This is a genomic window from Acinetobacter sp. DMC2 (assembly GCF_056314305.1).
In genome coordinates this window covers 335,744-359,983 of sequence record NZ_JBQUYP010000001.1, presented here as the reverse complement: position 1 = coordinate 359,983, position 24,240 = coordinate 335,744, and the positions used below count along the sequence as shown (strand labels likewise).

Annotated in this window: 21 protein-coding genes; 8 read left to right on the top strand and 13 right to left on the bottom strand. The window is 37.5% G+C overall.

The genetic code is table 11. The features are described 5' to 3' along the window. The first annotated feature begins 5 nt into the window (after positions 1 to 5). The 5 genes from ACT53H_RS01705 (at position 6) to ACT53H_RS01685 (ending at position 6,503) form a co-directional block, all read left to right on the top strand. Complete coding sequence (locus tag ACT53H_RS01705) at positions 6 to 1,379, top strand: PQQ-dependent sugar dehydrogenase (RefSeq protein ID WP_476008457.1); 1,374 nt, start codon at positions 6 to 8, stop codon at positions 1,377 to 1,379. 177 nt (positions 1,380 to 1,556) lie between these two features. Then, a complete protein-coding gene (salA, locus tag ACT53H_RS01700) occupies positions 1,557 to 2,834 on the top strand; it encodes a salicylate 1-monooxygenase (RefSeq protein WP_476008456.1) in 1,278 nt (425 codons plus the stop codon). Between the two features lie 42 nt (positions 2,835 to 2,876). Next, the gene (locus tag ACT53H_RS01695) at positions 2,877 to 4,232 is read left to right on the top strand and encodes an aromatic acid/H+ symport family MFS transporter (protein ID WP_476008455.1); all 1,356 of its coding nucleotides are present in this window, start codon (positions 2,877 to 2,879) and stop codon (positions 4,230 to 4,232) included. Positions 4,233 to 4,321: 89 nt separating this feature from the next. Further along, positions 4,322 to 5,212, top strand: a complete 891-nt coding sequence (locus ACT53H_RS01690; protein ID WP_004791409.1) for a LysR family transcriptional regulator — start codon at positions 4,322 to 4,324, stop codon at positions 5,210 to 5,212. Positions 5,213 to 5,351: 139 nt separating this feature from the next. Next, entirely contained in the window at positions 5,352 to 6,503 is a 1,152-nt protein-coding gene (locus ACT53H_RS01685) for a sterol desaturase family protein (protein WP_476008454.1), read from the top strand. Between the two features lie 45 nt (positions 6,504 to 6,548). Here the strand turns inward: ACT53H_RS01685 and ACT53H_RS01680 are convergent, their stop codons facing one another. Beyond that, on the bottom strand, positions 6,549 to 7,202 hold the full coding sequence (locus tag ACT53H_RS01680; RefSeq protein WP_476008453.1) for a glutathione S-transferase family protein: 654 nt from the start codon (positions 7,200 to 7,202) through the stop codon (positions 6,549 to 6,551). A gap of 225 nt (positions 7,203 to 7,427) precedes the next feature. Beyond that, on the bottom strand, positions 7,428 to 8,630 hold the full coding sequence (locus tag ACT53H_RS01675) for an MFS transporter (protein WP_440202342.1): 1,203 nt from the start codon (positions 8,628 to 8,630) through the stop codon (positions 7,428 to 7,430). Between the two features lie 133 nt (positions 8,631 to 8,763). Here ACT53H_RS01675 and ACT53H_RS01670 point away from each other — a divergent pair, with 133 nt between their 5' ends. Both ACT53H_RS01670 and ACT53H_RS01665 read left to right on the top strand, forming a co-directional pair. After that, a complete protein-coding gene (locus tag ACT53H_RS01670) occupies positions 8,764 to 9,336 on the top strand; it encodes a TetR/AcrR family transcriptional regulator (protein ID WP_151963152.1) in 573 nt (190 codons plus the stop codon). 446 nt (positions 9,337 to 9,782) lie between these two features. Then, entirely contained in the window at positions 9,783 to 11,081 is a 1,299-nt protein-coding gene (locus tag ACT53H_RS01665) for a C4-dicarboxylate transporter DctA (RefSeq protein WP_312821639.1), read from the top strand. Between the two features lie 165 nt (positions 11,082 to 11,246). Here the strand turns inward: ACT53H_RS01665 and ACT53H_RS01660 are convergent, their stop codons facing one another. The 11 genes from ACT53H_RS01660 to ACT53H_RS01610 all read right to left on the bottom strand — a co-directional run bounded on the left by ACT53H_RS01660 (position 11,247) and on the right by ACT53H_RS01610 (position 21,767). Then, positions 11,247 to 11,450, bottom strand: a complete 204-nt coding sequence (locus ACT53H_RS01660) for a hypothetical protein (protein WP_003652518.1) — start codon at positions 11,448 to 11,450, stop codon at positions 11,247 to 11,249. Positions 11,451 to 11,796: 346 nt separating this feature from the next. Continuing rightward, positions 11,797 to 12,528: a hydroxyacylglutathione hydrolase gene (gene gloB, locus ACT53H_RS01655; protein ID WP_476008452.1), complete on the bottom strand. Its 732-nt coding sequence runs from the start codon at positions 12,526 to 12,528 to the stop codon at positions 11,797 to 11,799. Positions 12,529 to 12,689: 161 nt separating this feature from the next. Then, positions 12,690 to 13,385: a methionine ABC transporter permease gene (locus ACT53H_RS01650; protein ID WP_004791423.1), complete on the bottom strand. Its 696-nt coding sequence runs from the start codon at positions 13,383 to 13,385 to the stop codon at positions 12,690 to 12,692. Beyond that, entirely contained in the window at positions 13,382 to 14,407 is a 1,026-nt protein-coding gene (locus ACT53H_RS01645; protein ID WP_151963149.1) for a methionine ABC transporter ATP-binding protein, read from the bottom strand. Before ACT53H_RS01645 ends, ACT53H_RS01650 begins: the two co-directional genes overlap by 4 nt. A 75-nt stretch (positions 14,408 to 14,482) precedes the next feature. Further along, positions 14,483 to 15,355 carry a MetQ/NlpA family ABC transporter substrate-binding protein gene (locus tag ACT53H_RS01640; RefSeq protein ID WP_476008451.1) on the bottom strand — a complete coding sequence of 291 codons (873 nt, stop codon included), beginning with the start codon at positions 15,353 to 15,355 and terminating at the stop codon, positions 14,483 to 14,485. Between the two features lie 487 nt (positions 15,356 to 15,842). Next, positions 15,843 to 17,126 carry a phosphoribosylamine--glycine ligase gene (gene purD / locus ACT53H_RS01635; RefSeq protein WP_004791429.1) on the bottom strand — a complete coding sequence of 428 codons (1,284 nt, stop codon included), beginning with the start codon at positions 17,124 to 17,126 and terminating at the stop codon, positions 15,843 to 15,845. A 124-nt stretch (positions 17,127 to 17,250) separates the two neighbouring features. Continuing rightward, on the bottom strand, positions 17,251 to 18,825 hold the full coding sequence (gene purH, locus ACT53H_RS01630; RefSeq protein WP_013197325.1) for a bifunctional phosphoribosylaminoimidazolecarboxamide formyltransferase/IMP cyclohydrolase: 1,575 nt from the start codon (positions 18,823 to 18,825) through the stop codon (positions 17,251 to 17,253). Between the two features lie 85 nt (positions 18,826 to 18,910). Next, entirely contained in the window at positions 18,911 to 19,180 is a 270-nt protein-coding gene (fis, locus tag ACT53H_RS01625) for a DNA-binding transcriptional regulator Fis (RefSeq protein WP_001086304.1), read from the bottom strand. A gap of 376 nt (positions 19,181 to 19,556) precedes the next feature. Continuing rightward, positions 19,557 to 20,402 (bottom strand): DUF3426 domain-containing protein, encoded by an 846-nt coding sequence (locus tag ACT53H_RS01620; protein ID WP_476008450.1) that lies wholly within the window; start codon positions 20,400 to 20,402, stop codon positions 19,557 to 19,559. Positions 20,403 to 20,414: 12 nt separating this feature from the next. Then, positions 20,415 to 21,320 (bottom strand): 50S ribosomal protein L11 methyltransferase, encoded by a 906-nt coding sequence (gene prmA, locus ACT53H_RS01615; protein ID WP_005306779.1) that lies wholly within the window; start codon positions 21,318 to 21,320, stop codon positions 20,415 to 20,417. A 153-nt stretch (positions 21,321 to 21,473) separates the two neighbouring features. Next, a complete protein-coding gene (locus tag ACT53H_RS01610) occupies positions 21,474 to 21,767 on the bottom strand; it encodes a hypothetical protein (protein ID WP_151963145.1) in 294 nt (97 codons plus the stop codon). Positions 21,768 to 21,998: 231 nt separating this feature from the next. Here ACT53H_RS01610 and mnmG point away from each other — a divergent pair, with 231 nt between their 5' ends. Further along, positions 21,999 to 23,879: a tRNA uridine-5-carboxymethylaminomethyl(34) synthesis enzyme MnmG gene (gene mnmG, locus ACT53H_RS01605; protein WP_004791439.1), complete on the top strand. Its 1,881-nt coding sequence runs from the start codon at positions 21,999 to 22,001 to the stop codon at positions 23,877 to 23,879. The last annotated feature ends 361 nt before the right edge of the window (positions 23,880 to 24,240 follow it).

The window sequence follows — 24,240 nt, the reverse complement described above, 5'->3', positions numbered from 1 at the left end:
AACCCATGACGACACGTTTTTTGCTGCCAGTTTTAGGCACTACGGTTTTAATTACATTAGCTGGATGCGCTTCATCCTCGCAATATCCGATTACTGAGAGTTATGGTCCAGATCCAAAATTACCTGAACCTAAATCAAGTTTATTTCCCACCGTTAATATAGCGCCAGCAGAAGGCTGGCCGAGTGGGGTAATGCCAAAACCCGCAGAAGGTTTAAAGGTAAAAGCATTTGCCAAAGGACTTGAGCATCCACGTTGGCTTTATGTATTGCCGAATGGTGACGTATTGGTTGCGGAAACAGATGCTCCACCTAAACCTGAAGACAGCAAAGGCATTAAAGGTAAAATTATGTCTTTTGTGATGAAGCGGGCAGGCTCATCTCATCCAAGTGCAAACCGTATTAGCTTACTTCGTGATACCAATGGAGACGGAGTTGCCGATCAGAAAACGGTATTTCTTCAAAACTTAAATTCTCCATTTGGTATGGCATTGGTTGGTAATAACTTATATATCGCCAATACGGATTCGCTTGTGCGTTTTCCTTATCAAGAGGGTGAAACTCAAATTACAGCCAGTGGAACCAAAGTGTTGGATTTACCGGGTGGTCCTTTAAACCACCATTGGACCAAAAATGTCATTGCTAACGCGGCAGGTACAAAGCTCTACATTACCGTTGGTTCTAACAGTAACGTTGCTGAAAATGGTTTAGATCAAGAAAAAGGCCGAGCACAAATTATAGAGTTTGATATTGCAAGCGGTCAGTCACGCCCATTTGCAACAGGACTGCGTAATCCTAATGGTATGGCTTGGCAACCTCAAAGTGGAAAACTCTGGACGGTGGTTAACGAGCGCGATGAAATTGGGAGTGACCTAGTACCTGACTATATGACGTCAGTTCAAGATGGAGCTTTTTATGGCTGGCCATATAGCTATTATGGTCAACATGTAGATGTGCGAGTAAAACCACAAAATCCGCAAATGGTTGCTCGTGCAATTAAACCCGACTATGCACTAGGTAACCACACGGCTTCTTTAGGTCTTGCATTTTACACAGCTGAACTCATGCCGCAATTTAGAGGAGGCGCATTGATCGGCCAGCATGGTTCTTGGAACCGTAAGCCTCACAGTGGTTATAAAGTTGTTTTTGTACCATTTAGAAGTGGTCAACCCTCTGGTCCACCACAAGATATCTTGACCGGATTCCTGAGTGATAAAGGCAAAGCGTATGGTCGTCCTGTGGGGGTAGCAATTGATTTTTCAGGTGCCGTATTAGTTGCAGATGATGTAGGTAATACGATTTGGCGCGTTTCACCGGTTGCCGAGACAACTTATGAAGTTCCAATGAAACATGCTATTGGAACCCCGCCAGGCACACCATAAAGTCTATCAAAAATAATTTATTAGCACGGGCGGCCTTTAGGCTTTATAGAGGCTCGCCCAAATGGCTATTATTTAATTTTTAAATAATTGAACAAAAAAAATACTAATTGGACTTTATAAGCCAACTTCTCAAAAATGAATATGTGAAAACGATAATGATGTTTAAGGAACAAACACATGAATACACATATTCGAATTGCCGTGGTCGGTGGTGGTATTGCTGGTCTGGCTTTAGCAAGTAATTTAAGTAAACATGCCCATTTAGATGTCCAAATGTTTGAATCTGCACCTCAGTTTTCTGAAATTGGGGCAGGGATTTCTTTTGGTGCCAATGCAGTCAAAGCCATTGAACTGTTAGGTTTAGCCAACGAATATCATGCAATTGCAGATCAAGTATCGCACCCATTTCAAGATGTTTGGTTTCAATGGCGCAATGGTTATATCGATGAATATTTATCTGCATCGATCGCGACAGGTGTAGGGCAGTCATCTGTTCATCGTGCTGACTTTCTTGATGCCATTATTCCTCACATGCCTACGCAAAATGTGCATTTTTCTAAACGCCTAGAGGCGATTGAAGAACAAGATGATCAGGTGATTTTGCACTTTAATGATGGTAGTCAGCATGAGTGCGATTATTTGATAGGGGCTGACGGTATCCGCTCCGTGGCTCGCCAATATGTTTTAGCTTCTCATCATTTACCACCAGTTCATCCACGTTTTTCAGGAACTTGGGCATATCGTGGCATTATTTCTCACGCTTCATTTAAAGAAGCTTTGCAACAAGTAAATGGCGATACAGATTTAGCAGATATTCCGCAAATGTTATTGGGCAAAGACAAACATATTTTAACGTTCCCCATTCGTAAAGGTGAGCAAATTAATATCGTTGCTTTCTGCTCAAACCGCGAAGATACAGTACTACCAGCCGATACACCGTGGACCAAACCTGTCGATAAAGCTCAAATGCTTTCCGATTTTTCAGACTGGAGCGAAAGCTGCCAAACATTACTGGGTTTAATTGAACAACCTACCATTTGGGCCTTACATGAAATTGAAGAACTTTCGACTTATCAAAGTACCTCAGGTCATGTCATTGTCATGGGCGATGCTGCACATGCCATGTTACCTCACCAAGGTGCAGGAGCAGGCCAAGGTCTTGAAGATGCATTAATCCTTGCAGCATTATTGTCGACAAAAAACTTACAAGCAGATCAGTTAACCGATGTGTCTTCAATTTATGAAAAGCTCCGTTTAAAACGTGCTTGTCGTGTTCAGCAAACTTCTCGTGAATCTGGCGAAATTTATGAGTGTTATTCGACTCAGTACCCAACATTTGCCGAAATTGGTGAACATCTTGAACATCGTTTTGATTGGTTATGGCAACACGACCTAGAACAGGATGTTGTAGAAGCAAAGCAACAATTACATCAATTAAAAATGGCAACGATTTAAATAAATTTTTGTTTTACACGCAATTTGCTAAGGAAAGCAATTATGGAAAAACTAAATGCAAATCAATTGATTGATGATGCAAGATTAACGCCATTACATTGGCGGGTGATCTTGCTGAGTGCGCTCATTATTATTTTTGATGGCTATGACTTAGTCATTTATGGTGTGGCATTGCCTAAGCTCATGCAACATTGGCAGTTAGATAGTATGACTGCTGGATTGCTGGGCAGTGTTGCATTATTTGGCATGATGTTTGGTGCCATGATTTTCGGTAGCTTAGCCGATAAATTAGAGTCTTATGGCTTTAGCCGTAAGCGTTTAATTATGCTGTGTGTTTTCATTTTTAGCAGTTTTACGGTGTTATGTGGTTTTGCCAACAGTCCTAAAGAGTTTGCCATTTATCGTTTTATTGCCGGCCTAGGTTTGGGCGGTGTAATGCCAAATGTCATTGCCATAATGACCGAGTTTGCCCCAAAGAAATTACGATCAACTTTGGTATCACTTATGTTTAGTGGCTATGCGATTGGTGGCATGAGCTCAGCGCTTTTAGGCATGTGGCTGGTTCCTAAATTTGGTTGGCAAATTATGTTTATTTTGGCGGGCATTCCACTCATTTCATTACCTATTATTTGGAAATTTTTACCCGAATCAATCGATTATCTGGTTCGCCAGAAAAAATGGAATGAGGTACGTGACTTACTTCAACAATTAGCACCACAACAAAGCATAACTGATCATACAAGCATTGTATTACACCAAGAAAATCAACAAACTGCGACTCGACCTTTGGTTGCTCTATTTACCGAGAACCGTACTTTAGTCACTGTATTTTTCTGGCTGAGTGTATTTATGGCTTTACTCATGGTGTACGCACTCGGTAACTGGATACCAAAACTCATGGTCGAGGCTGGATATGATTTATCAACCAGTCTGGTCTTTTTATTGGCGCTAAACTTGGGTGGGATGCTGGGTGCAATCGGTGGAGGCTACTTTGCTGATCGTTTTCACCTGGGTAAAGTTATTTGTTCACTTTTCTTGGCGGGTGCAATTTCACTTTACTTTCTGAGCTATGCTTTACCTATGGTCATTTTATATCTCTGTATTGCCATTGCAGGAGCCGCGTCTATCGGTGGGCAAATTTTATTACTCGCTTATATGGCTCAGTTTTATCCTTCACCAATTCGCAGTACTGGCATTGGTATGGCTTTAGGTGTAGGCCGTATTGGGGCGATTTTAGGTCCGATTCTATGCGGCTGGCTTTTAAGTTTGCATCTTCCCATTGCATATAATTTTATCGCTCTAGCCATCCCTTGTGTGCTGGCAACCTTAAGTGTTATTGCTATAAGTATTTGCAACCGAACTAAACGCGTAATGCTAAATTCAAGTATATCTCCATAAAAATTAAGCATTTTTGTTCCTATAAAAGGAACTAAACTCTAAACAAAGAAGTTAAAGTCTTTGTTTAGAGTATTTAAAGGATCAGAACCATGGATTTAGGTTTGATTAAAGTTTTTGTTTGTATTTATGAGTCTCGGCATATTAGTAAAGCTGCTGATAAATTAAATTTGAGTCAGCCTTCTGTGACTTATAATTTGAACCGTTTACGCCGTCAGTTAAATGATGAGTTGTTTACCCGAAGCCGAGGTGGGGTCGAACCGACAAAAGTTGCGCATGAGCTTTATCCAATTTTTCATCAAGCGATTTTTAATATTGAATCAGCGATCGCTCAAGCACAGGAATTTCGTCCTGAAAATTCAAATAAAACTTTCCGAATCGGACTCTCTGACGCAGGGGAGATTTGTCTCTTGCCTAGTCTTATGGCTTTTTTGCAGAAAACAGCGCCCTATATTCAAATTGAGATTGAAGAGATTCAGTCGTCTAAGGTTGAACAGTGGCTTATTGATGGCTTTTTAGATCTGGCAGTATTTAATAGTACACAGACCATAATGCCTAAAATAGAAACACGCACTCTATTTGAAGAAAGATATGTATGCATTGCTAGAGCTGACCATCCAAGGCTACAGCAGCAACTGACATTAGAGCAATATTTGCAAGAAGATCATGTTGCCATCAAGTCATCAACAGGGCATATCCAAGTTGAGCAATATTTAAAAACAATGGATTTGAAGCGACGAATTCGTTTAGAGGTTCCACATTTTAGCGTTTTACAAGGTGTTTTGCAGAGTTCAGATATGTTAGTGACATTACCGTCGCGCGCAGCTCGGCATTATCTAGCTCATGGTAATGTCCAAATGTTTGAATTACCTTTTGCTATGGATTCTTTTAAAGTGAGCTTGAATTGGTTTAATCGCAGTGATGATATTATTGCCAGAAAATGGCTGATTCAATCTGTCGGTCAAATATTTGAAGTTTTATAAGAACTATTTACAGCTATTTAAAATTCTATTTTCAGATTAAGGGCTTTGATCTGAGAAGTGAGAAGTTAAAGTTCTTTCCAATTTATTATTAAATTTTGGTAGCATTCGCGTTATACACAATAAGAATTGTATATGAATTATGACAGATCAATTAAGAGCAAAATTTGAAAATTTAGAACTGAACGCTGGTTTGGGAAAAATCAGTGCTTTCATTTCAATGTCTTTAAGCTTGTTGTGTTTATTTGGGGCATTATGTTTTTTATTTCCCAGTGTATTAACCACCCCAGAACTCCGTCCTATTTATGCAAAACATTATCATCTTTTTTATTATGGGCTGATTACGGGCATTATTATTAGCTCTGGTTTCGGTGCATTTAGTGCAATTGTGCGTCAAAACAGATATGGCTTTTACGGACTATGTTTTTCACTTGTAGCAGCAGTTTTGGGCTGTGGTGTAATTGAGGCGCCCGTTTTACCAAGTGTACCATTTTATGCAGGTATCGATTATTTTGTACTAACCTTATTCATTTTAGCGTTCATTTTTATTCCACTTGAAGGTTTTTTTGCTAAAAATCCTGAACAAAAAATATTAAGAGTAGGGTGGGTGACCGATATGAAATATTTCATGGTCAGCCATATTGGCATTCAATTATTTAGCTTTTTAACCGTCATGCCAATTCAATATTGGATTACGCATCTACCTGATAATCCAATTGTGCCTTATGTACAAGCTCAACCAATTTGGCTGCAATTTATTGAACTATTAATTGTGGTCGACTTTACAGTGTATTGGTTGCACCGCGCTATGCATGAAGTTAATTTCTTATGGCGCTTTCACGCAATTCATCATTCAACTGAATATATGGATTGGTTAGCTTCTTCTCGTCTGCATGTCATTGAAGTGCTAATGACTCGCTTTATTGCGACATTACCTATTTTCCTGTTGGGCTTTCATACTTCAGCTGTTTTTGCTTATTTAGTTTTTATTTCGTTTCACGCTATTTTTATTCATTCCAATGTGCGTTTTCGTTTTCCATATTTGCGCTGGATTATCGCTACGCCAGAATTCCACCATTGGCATCACTCTTCAGAAAAACCTGCCATTGATAAAAATTACGCTGCGTTTATTCCATTTTATGATGTCATTTTTAAAACCGTCTATATGCCTAAACATTTGGCAAGTGTGTATGGAACAGTGGGCTATAAAATCCCAAATAGTTTTATAAAACAGTTTACTTGGCCTTTTAAAAAGTATGTAAAACGTTTTTTGAAACCTTGGCGTGATCAATAAAGCTTCATTTTTAGCTTATAAATGTAGAATGGATAAATAACATGTTTAAGCATTCTTCTTGGCATCTGCCGCTGCAAAATGAGCCATTTGGTCAGCATACGCTTTTTGAAAAGAAGGGCGTGTAGTGGCTCTTTGAACATATGCGAGACAATGGGGAAACTCTGTTAATCCATCAAATCTATTTACCAATCGTAATACGTCAGCCATAACAATGTCAGCAATAGAAAATGACTGCGTTAGCCATTCTCGCTCAGCAAGAATTGACTCCATATGTTGGAGTCGAGAGTGAAGAAAGGCATCAAATTGTTTGTGAGTAGGAGTATCTTTCTGAGCATTAGAAAATTTTAATAAAGCCCAAGGAAGGCTCGCCATTTCTACTGAATTAAGCGCTGCAAATAACCATTCTATAACTTCATTACGCTGTTTTGGATTGGTAGGTAAAAGTACATCGCTACGTTCACCCAAATAAAATAGGATAGCGCCACTTTCAAAAATTGAAATATCACCATCTGTTAACCAAGGAACTTGCCCAAAAGGTGGGTGAGAAAAATGATCATCTCCTCGTTCATAAAAAGATACGCTATTTATTTTATAGGGCATTTTTGCTTCTTCTAATGCCCATCTTATCCTTATATCTCTTACAAAACCTCGTGGTAATTCTGGAACCCAGTCAAAAGTTGTCAAAATGAAATTATTCATAATAAATTTCCTTATATTTTATGATGATAACTAAAAAATCCTTTTGAATATTTTATTTGTTTTGTATCGAAACTCATCTTACGAGTGAATTTTGATATTAAAAATAGTCTAACGAATTTCAACAGAAATCAATGTAGTAATCGGAAGCTAAATTATTTATTTAAGTATCATTTGTTTTAAATTATTTAAGTCAGCTTCATTTGAAACTGACTTTTTAACACATCCTTATTTACTTTTAATATTTTTAAAAATCATTAGAAGGGCAATCAGTGCAAGCCCAATAATTAAACTCATATAAATATTGGCACTGTTCATAAGTCCGATTTTACCCACAAAGTAGCCTGCCAAAATTGCTGGAACACTAAAAGCCAAATAGCTTTCAACAAAGAATGCAGCCATTAAACCTGCGCGTTCTTCGGGTAAAGCGAGAGGCATGACAGTACGAATTGCTCCCATGAAAGCTGTACCAAAACCCACTCCGGTAATAATAGAACCAATAAGTAGAACCACGGCACTTGTAAAATTGATCGCTAAAAATAAAACGGTTGTACCAATAATGATGGATAAGGTGCCCGTGAGCAAAATACGAAAATTGGTGGATTTTCTAAGCGTCAGAATCCCTGCCGCACCTGAAAGGGCGAGCGCCATAAACATACTGCCGTTTAGCCAAGCTGAAGATGTCTGAAAAATTTTTGCCAGTAAAGAGGGCATAAGTGATAAGAAAAAACCACTCACCATCCAAAGCGCAATATTAATAGGGCTAATACTTAATAGAGCACCTCTTGCTTGATGAGGAATAGCCATGTTGGGTTTTAATGAAGCCAAAGCTCCTGATCTTTTACGTACAGTCTCAGGGTTAAAGAAACTTAGAATAAGTTCAAATGCAAACAAAACACATAAGAGTTCAAAAACCAAATGTAAGGGTTGAGCTGAAAATTGCAGAATAAAACATGTAATAAAAACGCCTACTGCCATGCCGACCATGGGAGCAATACTATTAATTAGGGAACCATGATGCTTACTAAAATCTAAAATTGCAGCTCCAATTGCAGAAACGGCAAGACCTGTTGCGATACCTTGTAGGCCACGCGCAATAAATAACATAGAAACATCTGAGGCAAAAAGAAAAAAGCTCATTGAAGCGATTTGCAAAAAAATTGCTGAAATAATGACGGGCCGACGTCCGATATAATCAGATAAAGAACCAATAATGAGTAAAGAAGCAAGTAAGGTAAACGCGTAGGTCGCAAAAATTAAAGTTAAGATAACGGGCGAAAATTGCCATATCTGCTGATACAAACGATATAAAGGCGTAGGGGCACTAGACGCCGCCATAAAGGTCATCAGCGTGATTGTGTTTAAGGTCAATGCTACTGTTGAATCTAACTGAAAAATTGATCCAGACCGTTTTGAACTTGAATTGTTCATATAAGATGAATAACATAAAAGCGAATATTTAGCTTTTATACATGATTTTTACACTAAAGCAAATCATTAGCTTTAGTGTATTTTGTATATACAAATATTATTTTAATCGTTTTTATTGAAGTAGAGCTAATTAATGGCAAAAGTTGTTACTGGGTTACGCCCGGGTGGTCGTAGTGAAAGAATTCAAACAGCAGTTCATCAAGCAGTAAAAGAGCTTCAAAAAAACTTGGAGCAAAGCCAAATTACTATACCCATGATTGCTGATGAAGCAGGTGTAACACCTTCTACCATTTATCGTCGTTGGGGAGATATCAATCAGTTATTTTCAGATGTAGCTCTTAATGAACTGAAACCCGATATGGAACCAAAAGATTTAGGCTCATTTCAACTTGATATCACGGCATGGATTGAACAATATTTTGAAGAGTACTCTTCTGAAGTAGGGCAAACATTGCTACGAGATTTGCTATATGCAACTGAATCTTCAAACGCTCGAAAGTGTGAAACTTTAATCGTTCAACAACTTGATATTATTCAAGCCAGAGCTAAGGCGCGTAATGAATTAACTATAGAAAATCAAGAAATTATCGAAGCTGTGATTGCACCTATGTTATTCCGCATCTTATTCACGGATCGTACATTAAGCTTAGACTATGTCCATATTTTATTAAAGCGGTTATTTAAGGCCCACCCTAATTTTAATTAATTTATCACAGCTTATTAGAGTAATTTTTTAACAAGAATTAGGCATTTTCTCTTGTTAAAAAATTATATATCAATTTTTCTTATTATTTTTAAATTAAATTTTCATAATTTTTAATTTACATGTATTTAATAAAATCATTTATTTAATAAATGGTGGTCATGAATCATTTATACAGGTTATTAAAGCCGATTTTATTAACTTTAATAGGGTTTAATTTTAATATAAACAATAATTTAATATTATTTTTAATAAATTTTATAATTTTTTAAATATTAAAATAAAAAGTATTCTATACAAATTAATGCATGATTTTTGAATTTGACATTTTTTAAATTTATAACACAGGGTGTTTTTTATTCTTTACAATGGCTTTTCCTTGTTAAAGCAGCTTGTGGTGCTAGCTTTATATTTTATTTTTTTATCCCCATCGAAAAGGTATTTAGATAATGGATTTCAATACCCTTGACCAAGAAACGGTACAGAAAAAACAGAAATTTCACCAAATTTTGTATGTACAGGTCATTTTTGCAATTATTTTGGGCATTTTAATTGGTCATTTTTACCCAGAACTTGGCGAAAGTTTAAAACCGCTTGGTGATGCATTCATCAAGATCGTTAAAATGATTATTGCTCCCGTCATCTTTTTAACAGTTGTTACAGGCATTGCCAGTATGACAAACATGAGCCGTGTGGGCCGTGTAACTGGTAAAGCAATGCTTTATTTTCTGACCTTCTCAAGCTTGGCTCTTGTGGTTGGTATGATTGTGGCAAATATTATCCAACCGGGTAAAGGCCTTAATATCGATCCTGCTACCTTAGTCAACGACAAAGTAAATACTTACGTTGAGAAGGCACATGCAACAAATATTACCGATTTCTTCATGAATATTATCCCGCAAACCTTAGTCAGCCCTCTGGCTGGTGGCGAGATTTTGCAGGTGCTATTTGTAGCAGTGCTATTTGGTATTTCGTTGGCTGCTTTAGGTGACCGAGCACGCCCAATTACCGATTTTTTAAATAACTTAACAGCTCCAGTTTTCTATTTAGTTGGTATGTTAATGAAGCTTGCTCCAATTGGTGCTTTTGGTGCAATGGCTTTCACAATCGGTGCTTATGGAATCGAATCAATTGGTAATTTATTACTGTTAATTATGACGTTCTATATTACTGCGGTGTTATTTGTCGTAGTAGTCTTAGGAGCAGTAGCTCGTTATAACGGTTTTTCAATTATTCATTTAATTCGTTATATCAAAGATGAACTGTGGTTAGTTTTAGGAACAAGTTCTTCAGAAGCAGCTTTGCCATCTTTAATGGACAAAATGCAAAAAGCAGGTTGTGAAAAATCGGTGGTAGGTCTAGTCATTCCAACAGGTTATTCATTTAACCTCGATGGTACAAATATCTATATGACTATGGCTGCTCTATTTATTGCACAAGCTTGTAATGTAGATTTATCAATTAGTGAACAAATTGCATTGCTTCTTGTTGCAATGGTAAGTTCTAAAGGTGCAGCAGGGGTGACTGGTGCAGGCTTCATTACTCTGGCTGCAACTCTATCAGTTGTGCCAGCTGTTCCTGTCGCGGGTATGGCTTTAATTCTTGGTATCGACCGTTTTATGTCTGAATGCCGTGCGTTAACAAACTTAGTTGGTAATGCTTGCGCAACAATTGTGGTGGCACGTTGGGATAAAGCTTTAGATAAAGATCTTCTTGATAAAGCATTAAAGAACCCTAAAGCAAATTAACCTTACAAAAAAATCTGTAGCTAAGGGCAATTTGGGAGAGTAGCCCTGCTACAGATTTTTTATTTAATAACTAAAAAATATATTTTAATTAAGCCATTCTAAAGTTCTGCAACATTACTCGTCTTTAAAAAGACAGTACTGTAATTAAAATCAAATCGTGAAAAGTTATGCTTTTAAGTGATCCTCAAACTCTTCACCTAATTGCATCGCTAATGAATTACCTGCTAACTCACAGGTCACCAAACCATATTCTTTTTTAAAACTAAAAGTAAAACCTTTCCCGTCAGCGAGATTTTTAACTGAATACCCTAACTTTTCTAACCAAATACGAAACGCAATCAAATTTTTAGCTTTAACAACCTTTTTCACGTGAGAACTCCTTCTATCCGTGGCATTACATCTTATTTATTAATAGGGTTTTAATAAGATTTTTTAAAGGGGTAAAACTTTTTTTTATTTTGCAACTTGTAAAAAATTGAGTAAATATTTTATCTTTATAAAATTATAAGTGCGCTATATAGCTAAAAAATAATAACTTTTTATTTGAAATCAGCTTTTTTGAGTGTTTTTAAAAAATATAAATTCAACAATATTTTTAAAATAATGAGCAAATAAAAAACAGAGTAAATGTAAAAAATAATTACAGGCAACAGCTAATAAGCAAAAAGATACAGTTTTTAAAATAAAACCATATCTTCTTTTTTAAAGCTTAATTTTAGAAATTATCTTTGAGAGCACGTAGGTGTGCAAAGTCTTCAACACTTTCTGCACGAAGAAAAGGGTTGGTTGCTAATTCAAGTTTAATCGTACTTGGTAGTGTGATTAAACCTTGTTTACGTAGCTCACGGACTTCTTCAGCTCGTTCTGATAGGGCATGATTGTGCGGTTCTACCGTTAAAGCAAATTCGGCATTTGAAAGCGTGTATTCATGTGTGCAATAAACTTTTGTGTTGGTTGGTAATGCTGCTAGACGGCTCAGTGAGTGATACATTTGTTCAGCTGTACCTTCAAACAATCGACCACATCCCATTGCAAATAAAGTATCACCACAAAATACAGCTTCTAATTCCTCAATGAAATATACAATGTGCCCTAGGGTATGACCTGGAGTTGCAATAATCTCTACTTTTAAATCATTAAATTTTAGATGATCATCATGTTGTAAGGGGTGAGTAATTCCCGGAATCTTTGTGAGCTCATCACGGGGACCATAGACAGTAATATTTTGGGCAGCCGTTAAATCAGCAACACCACCTATATGGTCTTTATGCCAATGAGTAAGCCAAATTTGTTTTAAATTTAACTGATGCTTTTGACAAAATTGGGTGACTAATTCTGCTTCTGTTGGGTCAACTGCTACAGCTTCTTGGGTTTCAGTATCTTCTAAAATCCAGATATAGTTTTGGAGGGCATTCTGCACATCAATAAAATGAATTCTATAACGCATTGTTTTATCCTGAAACTAAATCCAAAGAGTAAATGAATAATAATGACTAAATCTGATCATACCAGAAAATGGTATTGAGCCATGTACTCAACTGTCTTTAAGAAAAGAGTTGTATAAAACAAAAAAAGCCCTCTAGAAGAGAGCTTTTTTATATGGATGACTTAACGGAGTTTAGCTAGCCAGTTTCCTAGCGTTTGTACAATCTGTACTAATAGCAATAGGATAATGACTGTTAAAATCACAACGCTGGTATCAAAACGTTGATAACCATAAGAAATTGCTAAATCACCAATACCACCTGCACCAACTGCGCCAGCCATAGCGGTTGCACCAATAAGACTAATTGTCGCTGTGGTAAGGTTTAAAATCAGTGAACTACGTGCTTCAGGCAAAATAAAGCGATAGATAATTTGCCAAGGTGTAGCACCCATTGCTTGAGCAGATTCAATAATTCCTTCATTGACTTCAAGTAATGAAGTTTCAATCAGACGTCCCATATAAGGACCAACATAAATGGTCAATGGAACAATAGCTGCCCATGTACCAATTGAAGTACCTACTAATAGCTTAGTAAGAGGAATCACTGCAATAAGTAAAATAATAAAAGGAAGGGAGCGTAAAGCATTTACAATTGGATTAAGTAAATGATAAATCACTTTATTCGGTAAAATGCCTTCTGGACGGGTAACTAATAAAATAATTCCCTGAATAAATCCCCAAATGCCGCCAAACAAAAGTGCGAAGAAAACCATGTTAAAGGTTTCTTGCAAAGCTGTAACGAATTGATCAATAGAAAGGGAGCTGTGCCAGAAAGGTTGAGTAAGTTCAGTTAACCATTGTACGATTAAATCTCTCATACTTGATCTCCTGATTGGACTACACCTACTTCATTTTGTTCCAAAAACTCAATAGCCTGCTTAATTAGCTGAGGATCACCTAAAAGCTGCACAAACATTTGACCAATGACTGTGCCATTAATTTCAGTCATGTTGGCAAATAAAATATTTAAGCTAATATCGAATTGTTTAATTAGTGACTGAATTACAGGTTCTTGAGCAGAACGTCCTAAAAACTGTAAGCAGTAAATACTATGATGATGCTGGTTTTCAAGCTGATTTAAAATGTTCACAGGCAACTGTTGGTGTAAAACAGTTTGAATGAAGTTTTTAGTCGTTGGATGTTGAGGTTTACTAAAGATATCAATCGTTGAACCTTGTTCAATGACTTTACCTGCTTCCATCACAGCTACATGATCACAAATAGTTTCGATGACATCCATTTCATGGGTCACCATAACAATCGTGATTTTTTGCTCTTGATTAATTTTCTTCAGCAGTTCTAAAACTGATTTGGTAGTTTGCGGATCTAGAGCAGAAGTTGCTTCATCACACAAAAGAATTTTTGGATGATTTGCCAAAGCACGGGCAATACCGACACGTTGCTTTTGTCCGCCAGAAAGTTCATCTGGATAAGCATCTTTTTTATGCTTAAGATCAATGAACTCCAATAACTCATTCAGGCGTTTTTCGCGTTCTACCTTGTTGTAATTCAGTAGGCGCATTGGCATTTCAATATTTTCAGCAACTGTCTTGGTTTGTAGCAGATTGAAGTGCTGGAAAATCATTCCAATGTTTGCACGTTCCTGACGTAATGAGCGTGCATCCAAAGCAGTGAAATCTTTCTGATTAATAATGATTTGACCTTCAGTTGGTCGCTCAAGAAGGTTGATCAGGCGGATTAAGGTACTTTTACCTGCACCACTATAGCCAATGATGCCAAAAATACTGCCCTCTGGAATCTCTAAATTGATTTCGTCGAGTGCGCGTATGGTTTGATTTTTGAGCTGATAGTGCTTTGAAATGTTTTTAAATTGAATCATATCTTCAGAAGCTATGCTGGAAAGAAAAAACAGGCAAAGAGAATTTGCCTGTTTCACGTTTGGGCTATTATATTACTATTTAGCTTCTGAGAGATAGCTGATTGGTTTGTCTACGTCAACTTTTGTTCCACCAAAGTGTTCTTCAATGTATTTTTTAACAGCTGCATTGTGGTAAAGCTTACCAACTTTTTGCAAGACAGGATCATTTTTACGTGATTCAGTAGTTGCTAGAACGTTTACACTAATTTTTGAGATTTGATCAATAGGTTCATAGAACATAGAATCTTTGAGTACGTTTAAACCTCCCTCGAGTGCTATGGTATTATTTAATACAACTGCATCAAATTCATTTTTAAGACGTAATGCAGTTTCCATTTTGATTGGTTTGATGTTGATCTTTTTGGGATTTTCGATAACATCAATTGGACTGCCCTGAACAGGATTAAAGTCCGCTTTAAGCTTGATTAAGCCAGCAGTTTGTAACAAGAGTAGCGCACGAGATTCGCTGGCAGCATCATCCGGGATTGAAATAATTGCACCTTCAGGAAGTTCTTCAATTTTTTTGTATTTACTTGAATAAATCCCCATTGGCTCAATATAAGTGGTAGAAACCGCTGCAATCTTATCCGGGTTTGAATTATTAAATGCAGTAAGATAAGAATAAGCTTGGAATGCGTTCAAATCTACTTCTTTATTTGCAATTGCTGTATTCATTGAAACGGAGTCTGTGAAGTTTTTCACTTCTAACTTTAAGCCAGCAGCTTGGGTTTCAGGTAAAGTTGCGATATAACGCCAAATTTCAGCATCCGAACCTGTAGAGGCAATTACTACCTTCTGTACTTTGGAACTATCATTGTTTTGTTCGGCTTGTTGAGCATTTTCTTGTTTGCTACATGCTGTCAATAATACTACTGACATGCTTAAAAAAAGGCTGATCAGCTTTTTCATTTAAAAAAGTCCTGATTAAGATATAGAACAATAACGATTGATCTATATCAATATGAAAAGAGAGGAGTTGAAATTACAACTAGTCTAAACTCTGTGATCTTTTTCTGGGGTTCCATAATTTGCTTGCATATTTTGGCTATAACAGAGGGTAATTGTTTAATAAACAAAAACTGTTTCCCCAAACAGTTCATCCCCAACAGTAGCCAAACGAGCATTCATAAATTTAGAATATTAAAAAACTCTCTACAGGCATAATTTGTAGAGCAAGTCTTTATGGAAATTATTAAAACAGCAGTGTCTGATGACAGTTACAACTATGTGCTAATGATAGCAATAAAAATGTAGTTGATATAGAGGGCTTTTTTTCTATTTATTGATATCTTTAAGAATATGATAAAGATTTATACGATTCCCTTATATTGTAAGACATAATAAAAAAGCCTCTATATAGAGGCTTTTTTATTAGCATTTTAAACTTGTAGGGTTTTTAAGCTTTTTCACGTGCAATTGCGCGGTAGCCAATGTCATTACGATATTGCATACCAGTAAAGGTAACTTGACCACATACTTCTAGCGCATTAATTTGTGCTTCAAGAACGCTGTCGCCCAATGCTGTTACGCAAAGAACTCGACCACCAGAAGTCACGATGTGACCATCCTCACGAGTTGCAGTACCTGCATGGAAAATTTTAGTATCTTCAGGTGATTGTCCGATACCAGAAATTACATCGCCTTTGCGTACACTATCAGGATAGCCTTCAGCTGCGAGTACAATACCGATTGACTTACGCTCATCCCATTCAGCTTCTTTTGGTAAATTACCAGCAATACCAGCTTCTACCAATTCAACAAGAGATGATTTTAAACGCATCATGATCGGTTGAGTTTCAGGATCGCCAAAACGACAGTTAAACTCAATCACACGTGGTTGGCCTTGCTCATCAATCATTAGACCAGCATATAAGAAACCAGTGTAAACATGTCCATCAGCAGCCATACCGTCAACAGTCGGACGCATGATTTCAGACATAACGCGTTCGAAAATGTCAGAAGTTACAACCGGAGCAGGAGAGTATGCACCCATACCGCCGGTGTTAGGACCTTGATCGCCTTCAAAAATACGCTTGTGATCTTGTGAGGTCGCCATTGGTAAAATATTTTTACCATCAATCATACAAATGAAAGAAGCTTCTTCACCCGCAAGGAACTGTTCAATCACAACGCGTGAACCAGCATCACCAAATTTGTTGCCAGCAAGCATGTCATCAATCGCTGCAAAAGCTTCTTCATTGGTCATTGCAACGATTACGCCTTTACCAGCAGCAAGACCATCAGCTTTAATTACAATTGGCGCACCATTTTTTTCAACATACGCTTTAGCTGCATCTACTTCAGTGAAAACGTCATAGAAAGCAGTTGGAATGTTGTGACGCTTTAAAAAGTGCTTAGCAAATGCTTTTGAGCCTTCAAGCTGCGCTGCGTATTGAGTAGGTCCCCAAATTTTTAAACCTGCTTCACGTGCAGCATCTACCACGCCATTAACTAATGGTGCTTCTGGACCAACAATAATAAGATCAACATTATTTTCTTTAGCAAAAGCAATGATTGCTGAGTTGTCTAAAATATCAAGTTGAACATTAACACATTTGTCTTCTGTTGCAGTTCCAGCATTACCTGGTGCAACAAAAACTTGAGTAACATTGGTATCTTGCGCAATTTTCCATGCTAAAGCATGTTCACGACCACCACTACCTAAAACTAAAATATTCATTTTTAATTTGTTCCTTAACTTTAATCCTTTTCATCTCCCTCTATCCCTCAAGTTGGAGAGTTAGCTCCATTATTGTGGAAAACCCTCCTGAATAAAAGGAGGGTTAGGGAGGACTAAATTTAAATTAGTGGCGGAAATGGCGCATGCCAGTGAAGACCATTGCAATACCAGCTTCGTCAGCTGCTGCGATTACTTCTTCATCACGCATAGAACCACCTGGTTGAATAATGCATTTAATGCCAGCTTTAGCTGCATTATCAATCCCGTCACGGAACGGGAAGAATGCATCAGATGCCATCACAGCACCTTCAACAACCAAACCTGCATGTTCAGCTTTGATGGCAGCAATACGAGCTGAGTTAACACGGCTCATTTGACCTGCACCAACACCAATAGTCTGGCGATTTTTCGCATAAACAATTGCATTTGATTTTACATATTTCGCAACTTTCCAAGCAAAGATCAGGTCATCAATTTCTTGTTCAGTTGGTGCGCATTTAGTTACTACTTTAAGATCATCTTTAGTAATCATACCTAAGTCTTGATCTTGAACTAATAAACCGCCATTAACGCGTTTGTAGTCAAGTTGTGGTGCACGTGCATCAATCGCAGGTAATTCACCACAGACTAAAACACGTACGTTTTTCTTAGCACCAGTAACTTCAAGCACACCATCAGCAATACTTGGAGCAATAATAACTTCAACGAATTGACGGTCAACGATTGCTTGAGCAGTTGCAACATCTAACTCACGGTTAAATGCAATAATGCCACCGAAAGCAGATTCTGGATCTGTTGCATAAGCTAAATCGTAAGCAGCTTTAATGCCGTCTAAAGAAACAGCAACACCACAAGGGTTAGCATGTTTTACAATTACACAAGCAGGTTTTGCAAATGATTTAACACATTCAAGTGCAGCATCTGTGTCAGCAATGTTGTTATAAGACAATTCTTTGCCTTGTAACTGTTTTGCTGTAGAAACTGATGCTTCTTTTGCATTTGCTTCAACATAAAATGCAGCAGATTGATGTGGGTTTTCACCGTAACGTAGATCTTGCGCTTTGTTCAATTGAGTGTTGAACGTACGAGGGAATAAATCAGCTTCACCTTCGGTCTTACCAACGCGAGCGCCTAAGTAAGAAGCGATCATGCCATCATATTGAGCAGTATGTTCAAATGCTTTAACAGCTAAATCAAAACGTGTTTCATAAGAAAGTGAACCAGCAGTTTTTAATTCATTGATTACGGTGTCGTAATCTGAAGCATTTACTACAATACCTACAGAAGCATGGTTTTTAGCAGCTGCGCGAACCATTGTAGGACCACCGATGTCGATATTTTCGATTGCATCAGGAAGAGTACAGTCAGGTTTTGCAACTGTTGCAGCGAATGGATAAAGGTTTACAACAACTAGATCAATCGGATCAATGTTGTGTTCTTCCATTACTGCTTCGTCTAAGCCGCGACGAGCAAGAATACCGCCATGAATTTTTGGATGTAATGTCTTAACACGACCATCCATCATTTCAGGGAAGCCAGTATGTTCAGATACTTCAACAACTGCGATGTTATTATCTTTAAGCAACTTGTATGTGCCGCCTGTAGATAATAATTCTACCCCTAAAGCTGCAAGGTTTTGAGCAAATTCGACAATTCCTGTCTTATCAGATACAGAAATCAAAGCACGTTTAATAGTCATGATGTTTAATTCAACAATTTCAAGTCTACGGATTAAAACCAATAAGCATAAAAAAATGCCCACGAAGTCGTGAGCATTTTATCATTTATTCACTCATTAAACCGTGAGCTTTTAACTTTTTACGTAAAGTGCCACGGTTGAGTCCAAGAATCTCTGCAGCACGGGTTTGATTACCACGTGTATATTCAAGAACTACAGATAAAAGAGGTTTCTCCATTTCTGCTAGCACCATGTCATATACCTGAGATGGTTGCTCACCTTGCAATTGTGCAAAATAATGACGAACTGCGCGATCCACGTGGATGCGAAGAGCAACATCAGATTGTGCAGTAAAAATAGGAGATTTGCTATTCATGCGAGTTAATCCGAAAATCAAATACTAACTTGGATAAAGTAGTATATAAATGTGGTCTAAAAATACGGAGTCCTGTTTTAGATCCTAAAACAGTGACTCTAAAACATAAGAACAATTAGCTTGCCATATTTCTTCGTATTGAATAAAAAATAAGCGTAACAATAGTTAAATATTTGTTACAGCTCCCTCAAAAACAAAAAAAGTTAGGCTATGTGCTTAAAGTAGAAAAGCACACATGCTTAACAGTATTTTTTTTGGATTGAGAGCGAGGAGTATATGAGTCAAAGCTTTCGTGGCGCGTATCATACCATTGTCTAGGAAAAAGTGAGCAAATTAACTGCATTTTTTTTTATTTTTTTTTCACTTTTTTTACATTTTAGGGGTGGACAATTTCTAATCGATAATTTAATAGGCTTTTTTTGCTTTTGTTTAGCTCAAATTGGAATCGGAAAGGAGTATCAGAGGGAATGCGTTGAATACCTCGTAAGTTTTCAACAAGATATTGTTGGGGAGTCAATATAATTTCTTCTGTTTTGTTTGGCTCTGTTGTAAAACTCAACTTTAGGTTTGGAAGTTCAATACTTTTATCATTCTGATTAAGCAATATTCCTGAGAATTGAGTATGACTTGTGTCAACTTTGCGGAGTTTTAACTTTTCTATATAAATAAGTTGATATTGTTCGGCTGACTTATTGCAGTGCATTATTCCGCAAACATAATTAAAAGCATGGCTAACGGTCGGGCTTGCATGCATGAGCTTAGGATTAAACCAGAGAATTTGAAAACTAAAAACTAAAATTAAAATAAGGTTAGCAGAACTCCAGAGCGTGTAGTACAGCCAACTATGCTTTTTATTATTGTCTTGTTCTTGCGAGGAAGTTTGTTCAGCTAAATTAAGATTTGGCAGAGCATTAATAGGTTCGTTATGAAAATAATTTAAGTTGTTGAGATAAGTTAAAAGATCAATATTGGAATTTTCAACTTTTTGATCAAAGATATCTAACACATGTGAATGTGTCATATATCTCGTTTGCATTGAACCATTGGCTAATGTAGATGAGTTAACTATGACAGGATTTTCAATATTAATCAGATGGGTGAGTGCATTAAAGCTCGAATCACATTTAGGGCAACAAACCATACCCTGAGCAACAGTCAATTGAGTAAGAGATACTTTATAAACTGTTAAACACTTAGGGCAGCGGGTTTGTTTTTCATTCATGAGTTAAAAGTCTCAATTTATTGTTTTACGTTTTCCTGAAATGCGACACCAGTTCTCTTCGCGCTTTTCGACATCTAATATATCAAAAAATTCAGAATAAACACCTGAAACATCAGCAACTTGCTCTTCAATTACACCTGCGAGTGCGAACTCACCCTCAGATTTAATTAAATTTGCAAACTCTGGCGCAAGTGCCATTAATGGACCAGCCAAAATATTTGCAACTAGAACATCTGCTTGCTGAGGTTTGAACTCTTGATCGAATTCTTCAGGAAGGCCTACATATAGTCCATCTAATACCCCATTAAGTTCAGCATTTTGTTTTGTTGCTAAAACAGCCTGAGGGTCAATATCAGTGGCATATACTTTTTTAGCACCTAATAATAAAGCGGCTACCCCTAAAATTCCTGAACCACAGCCATAATCAATCACGATCTTATCTTTAACATCAGTTTTACCTAGCCATTGTAAGCATAAGAAAGTACTTGCATGGTTACCGGTACCAAACGCAAGACCTGGATCTAACTTAATGTTGGTTGCATCAGCTTCTGGTGGCTCTAGCCATTCAGGTACGATCCAGAACTTTTCCCCAATTTGGATTGGTTCGTAATAATCCATCCATGCACGTTCCCATACTTGGTCTTCAAGTTCTTCGTGACGTATAGGAGCATCTGGAAGTTGTGCTTTTAAGAAAGCTTCTAAAGTGTCGACATCAATTGGGTCTTGTTCGTCTTGTTGATAGATGCCTGTCACGATTACTTTGTTCCATAAAGGTGTTTCACCTGGTAATGGTTCAAGTAAAGCCTGATCTTCAGCATCATCCAGAGTTACGCTTACCGCACCTAGAGACATTAAAAGTGTTTCTGTGAACTCAACTTGTTCTTGATCAACGGTAATGTGTATTTGTAACCACTTCACGAAAAGGACCTAAAAATTTTATTTAAAGGCGTATTGTAGCGGACTAGACCATTTTAAAAAAGAAAGCGGCTCATCTTTAATGAGCCGCCTTTGAAAATACTGATGAGATGTGGCGGAAAATAAATGACTTCTTCTACCTTATGTCAAAACAGATTAAGGGGCAGGGGCTTTAAATTGTAGTTTACCGTTTTCATTTGGTTCGCAAGTACCATTAAAGGTTACACCATTATGGCTATAAGATACCCATTCACCTTGCTGTTTTTTCATACAAGCTCTAAGTTCTTTTTGCATCACTGATTTGCTTGAATCTGCAGTATGACTAGCTGTTTTGCTTGATTTAGCCATATGAGTCGATTTAGCAGTATGATTCGTCGCAGCGTGGGTAAACGTTACGCCTGAAAAACAAAGGAGAGATGCGGTTAAGATTTTTAACATAGTCGTTTTCATTTTGTGTTCCTTCTCGTTGCGTTAATTTTAAAGTCGTAGAAGTGCTGTACATTTTTTATTCTAGGATGAAAAATTCTTAAAAACATTCACTTTGTATTGAATTCATGCAACAAAATGTCAAAACATGTGGAGTACCGTAAATCATGTAAAGACAATTTTGTAATTATGTACATCAATAAGCAGATAATTTTGCTATAATGTTCCGTCTTTTTTTTCTGGTGTTTTGTACTCATGCACTACCCTAAAGTTTATGATGTTATTGTTATCGGCGGCGGTCACGCAGGTACGGAAGCGGCCCTTGCTGCTGCGCGTATGGGACGACAGACTTTGCTTTTGACCCATAACATTGAGACTTTGGGCCAAATGAGTTGTAACCCAGCAATCGGTGGTATTGGTAAGTCGCATTTAGTACGTGAAATTGATGCACTTGGTGGCGCAATGGCTTTAGCTGCCGATAAAGGTGGTATTCAGTTCCGTATTTTAAATTCGCGTAAAGGTGCCGCAGTGCGTGCAACACGTGCTCAAGCTGACCGCGTGCGCTATAAAGCTGCCATCCGCGATACTTTGGAAAATCAAGCAAATCTTGATATTTTCCAGCAAGCAGCTGATGACCTGATTGTTGAAGGTGATACAGTTAAAGGTGTAGTTACCCAAATGGGTATTCGCTTTGATGCTAAAACTGTTGTGTTGACTACAGGTACATTCTTAGGCGGTGTAATCCACGTTGGTTTAGAAAAATCAAGCGGTGGTCGTGCGGGTGATCCACCTTCTATTGCACTTGCTCAACGTTTACGTGAATTAAAACTACCTGTTGGTCGTTTAAAAACAGGTACTCCACCACGTATTGATGCACGTTCGGTTGATTTTTCAGTCATGATTCCGCAGCCGGGTGATTTCCCGTCTCCAGTCATGTCATTCATGGGTGATGCTTCTATGCACCCAGAACAAGTAAATTGTTATATCACGCATACGAATGAAAAAACCCACGACATTATTCGTGGTGGTTTAGATCGTTCACCAATGTATACAGGTGTTATTGAAGGTGTTGGGCCACGTTACTGCCCATCAATCGAAGATAAAATTCACCGTTTCGCTGATAAAGACTCACATCAAGTATTTTTGGAACCCGAAGGTTTAGATACACACGAACTTTATCCAAATGGTATTTCGACTTCACTTCCATTTGATGTGCAGTTTGAACTTGTTCGCTCTATTCGTGGTATGGAAAATGCGCATATTTTGCGTCCAGGCTATGCGATTGAATACGATTATTTCAATCCGCAAGCTTTGAAATTCACTCTCGAAACTAAAGCGATTAATGGTCTATATTTTGCTGGCCAAATTAATGGTACGACAGGTTATGAAGAAGCAGGTGCTCAAGGTTTACTTGCTGGTTTAAATGCTGCGCGCCGTGCGTGGGAGCAAGAAGAGTGGACACCTAAGCGTGACCAAGCTTATATGGGTGTATTGGTTGATGACCTCATCACTTTAGGTACTAAAGAACCGTACCGTATGTTTACATCACGTGCGGAATACCGTTTGATGCTACGTGAAGACAATGCAGATCAGCGTTTAACGACTGTTGGTCGTGAACTTGGTTTGGTTGATGATATTCGTTGGGCTGCTTATTGTGAAAAAATGGAAGCGGTTGAGCGTGAAACCTCTCGTTTACAACATTTGTGGGCAGCACCAAATAACCCTATGGGTAAAAAATTCGTCGAGATGACGGGTGCTGACTTAAGTAAAGAATGTAGCGCAATTGATTTGCTTAAACGCCCTAATATTAGCTTTGGTCAAATTGCAGAACTTACGGGTTCTGAAGTTTCTGAGCAGGTTGGTGAGCAAATCGAGATTGCTGTGAAATACGAAGGTTATATTAACCGTCAGCATGAAGATGTGGCACAGTTAAAGCGTCTTGAAGAAACTAAAATTCCTACCGATTTTGACTATGACGTAGTGTCTGGTTTATCTCGCGAAATTACCCAGAAATTAAAAACAGTTCTTCCGGAAACATTAGCTCAAGCAAGCCGTATTCCTGGTGTTACACCAGCAGCTGTTCAGCTTGTAATGATCACAATTCGTAAAAACAATATGATTAAGAAAACAGCTTAATCATTTAAGTGTACAAAAAGCCCAGTTAAGACTGGGCTTTTTTATTTTCTGTTCAAAAAATATATGGAAACTTCCTAAGGAAGAAAATAGATTTCGCTTCCTTTTTTTCTTATTTCACATATTTCAGGTAGCCACTTATATTAAATTCACGTTCAAACAAGAGGGCTTTAACCATGACAATGAAATCAATTCGCTACAATGGATATGAAATGGCATGCCAATGTTCATGTTCAAAATAGCGCAAAAGAAAGAGCAGATCAGTTTTGTGGGGGGAGAACAGATTGATCTGAAACAACTATAAATATAAGAGCCAATATAAAATTAAGAAAATTATAATTCAAAATCTAAAGAGAACCTTATG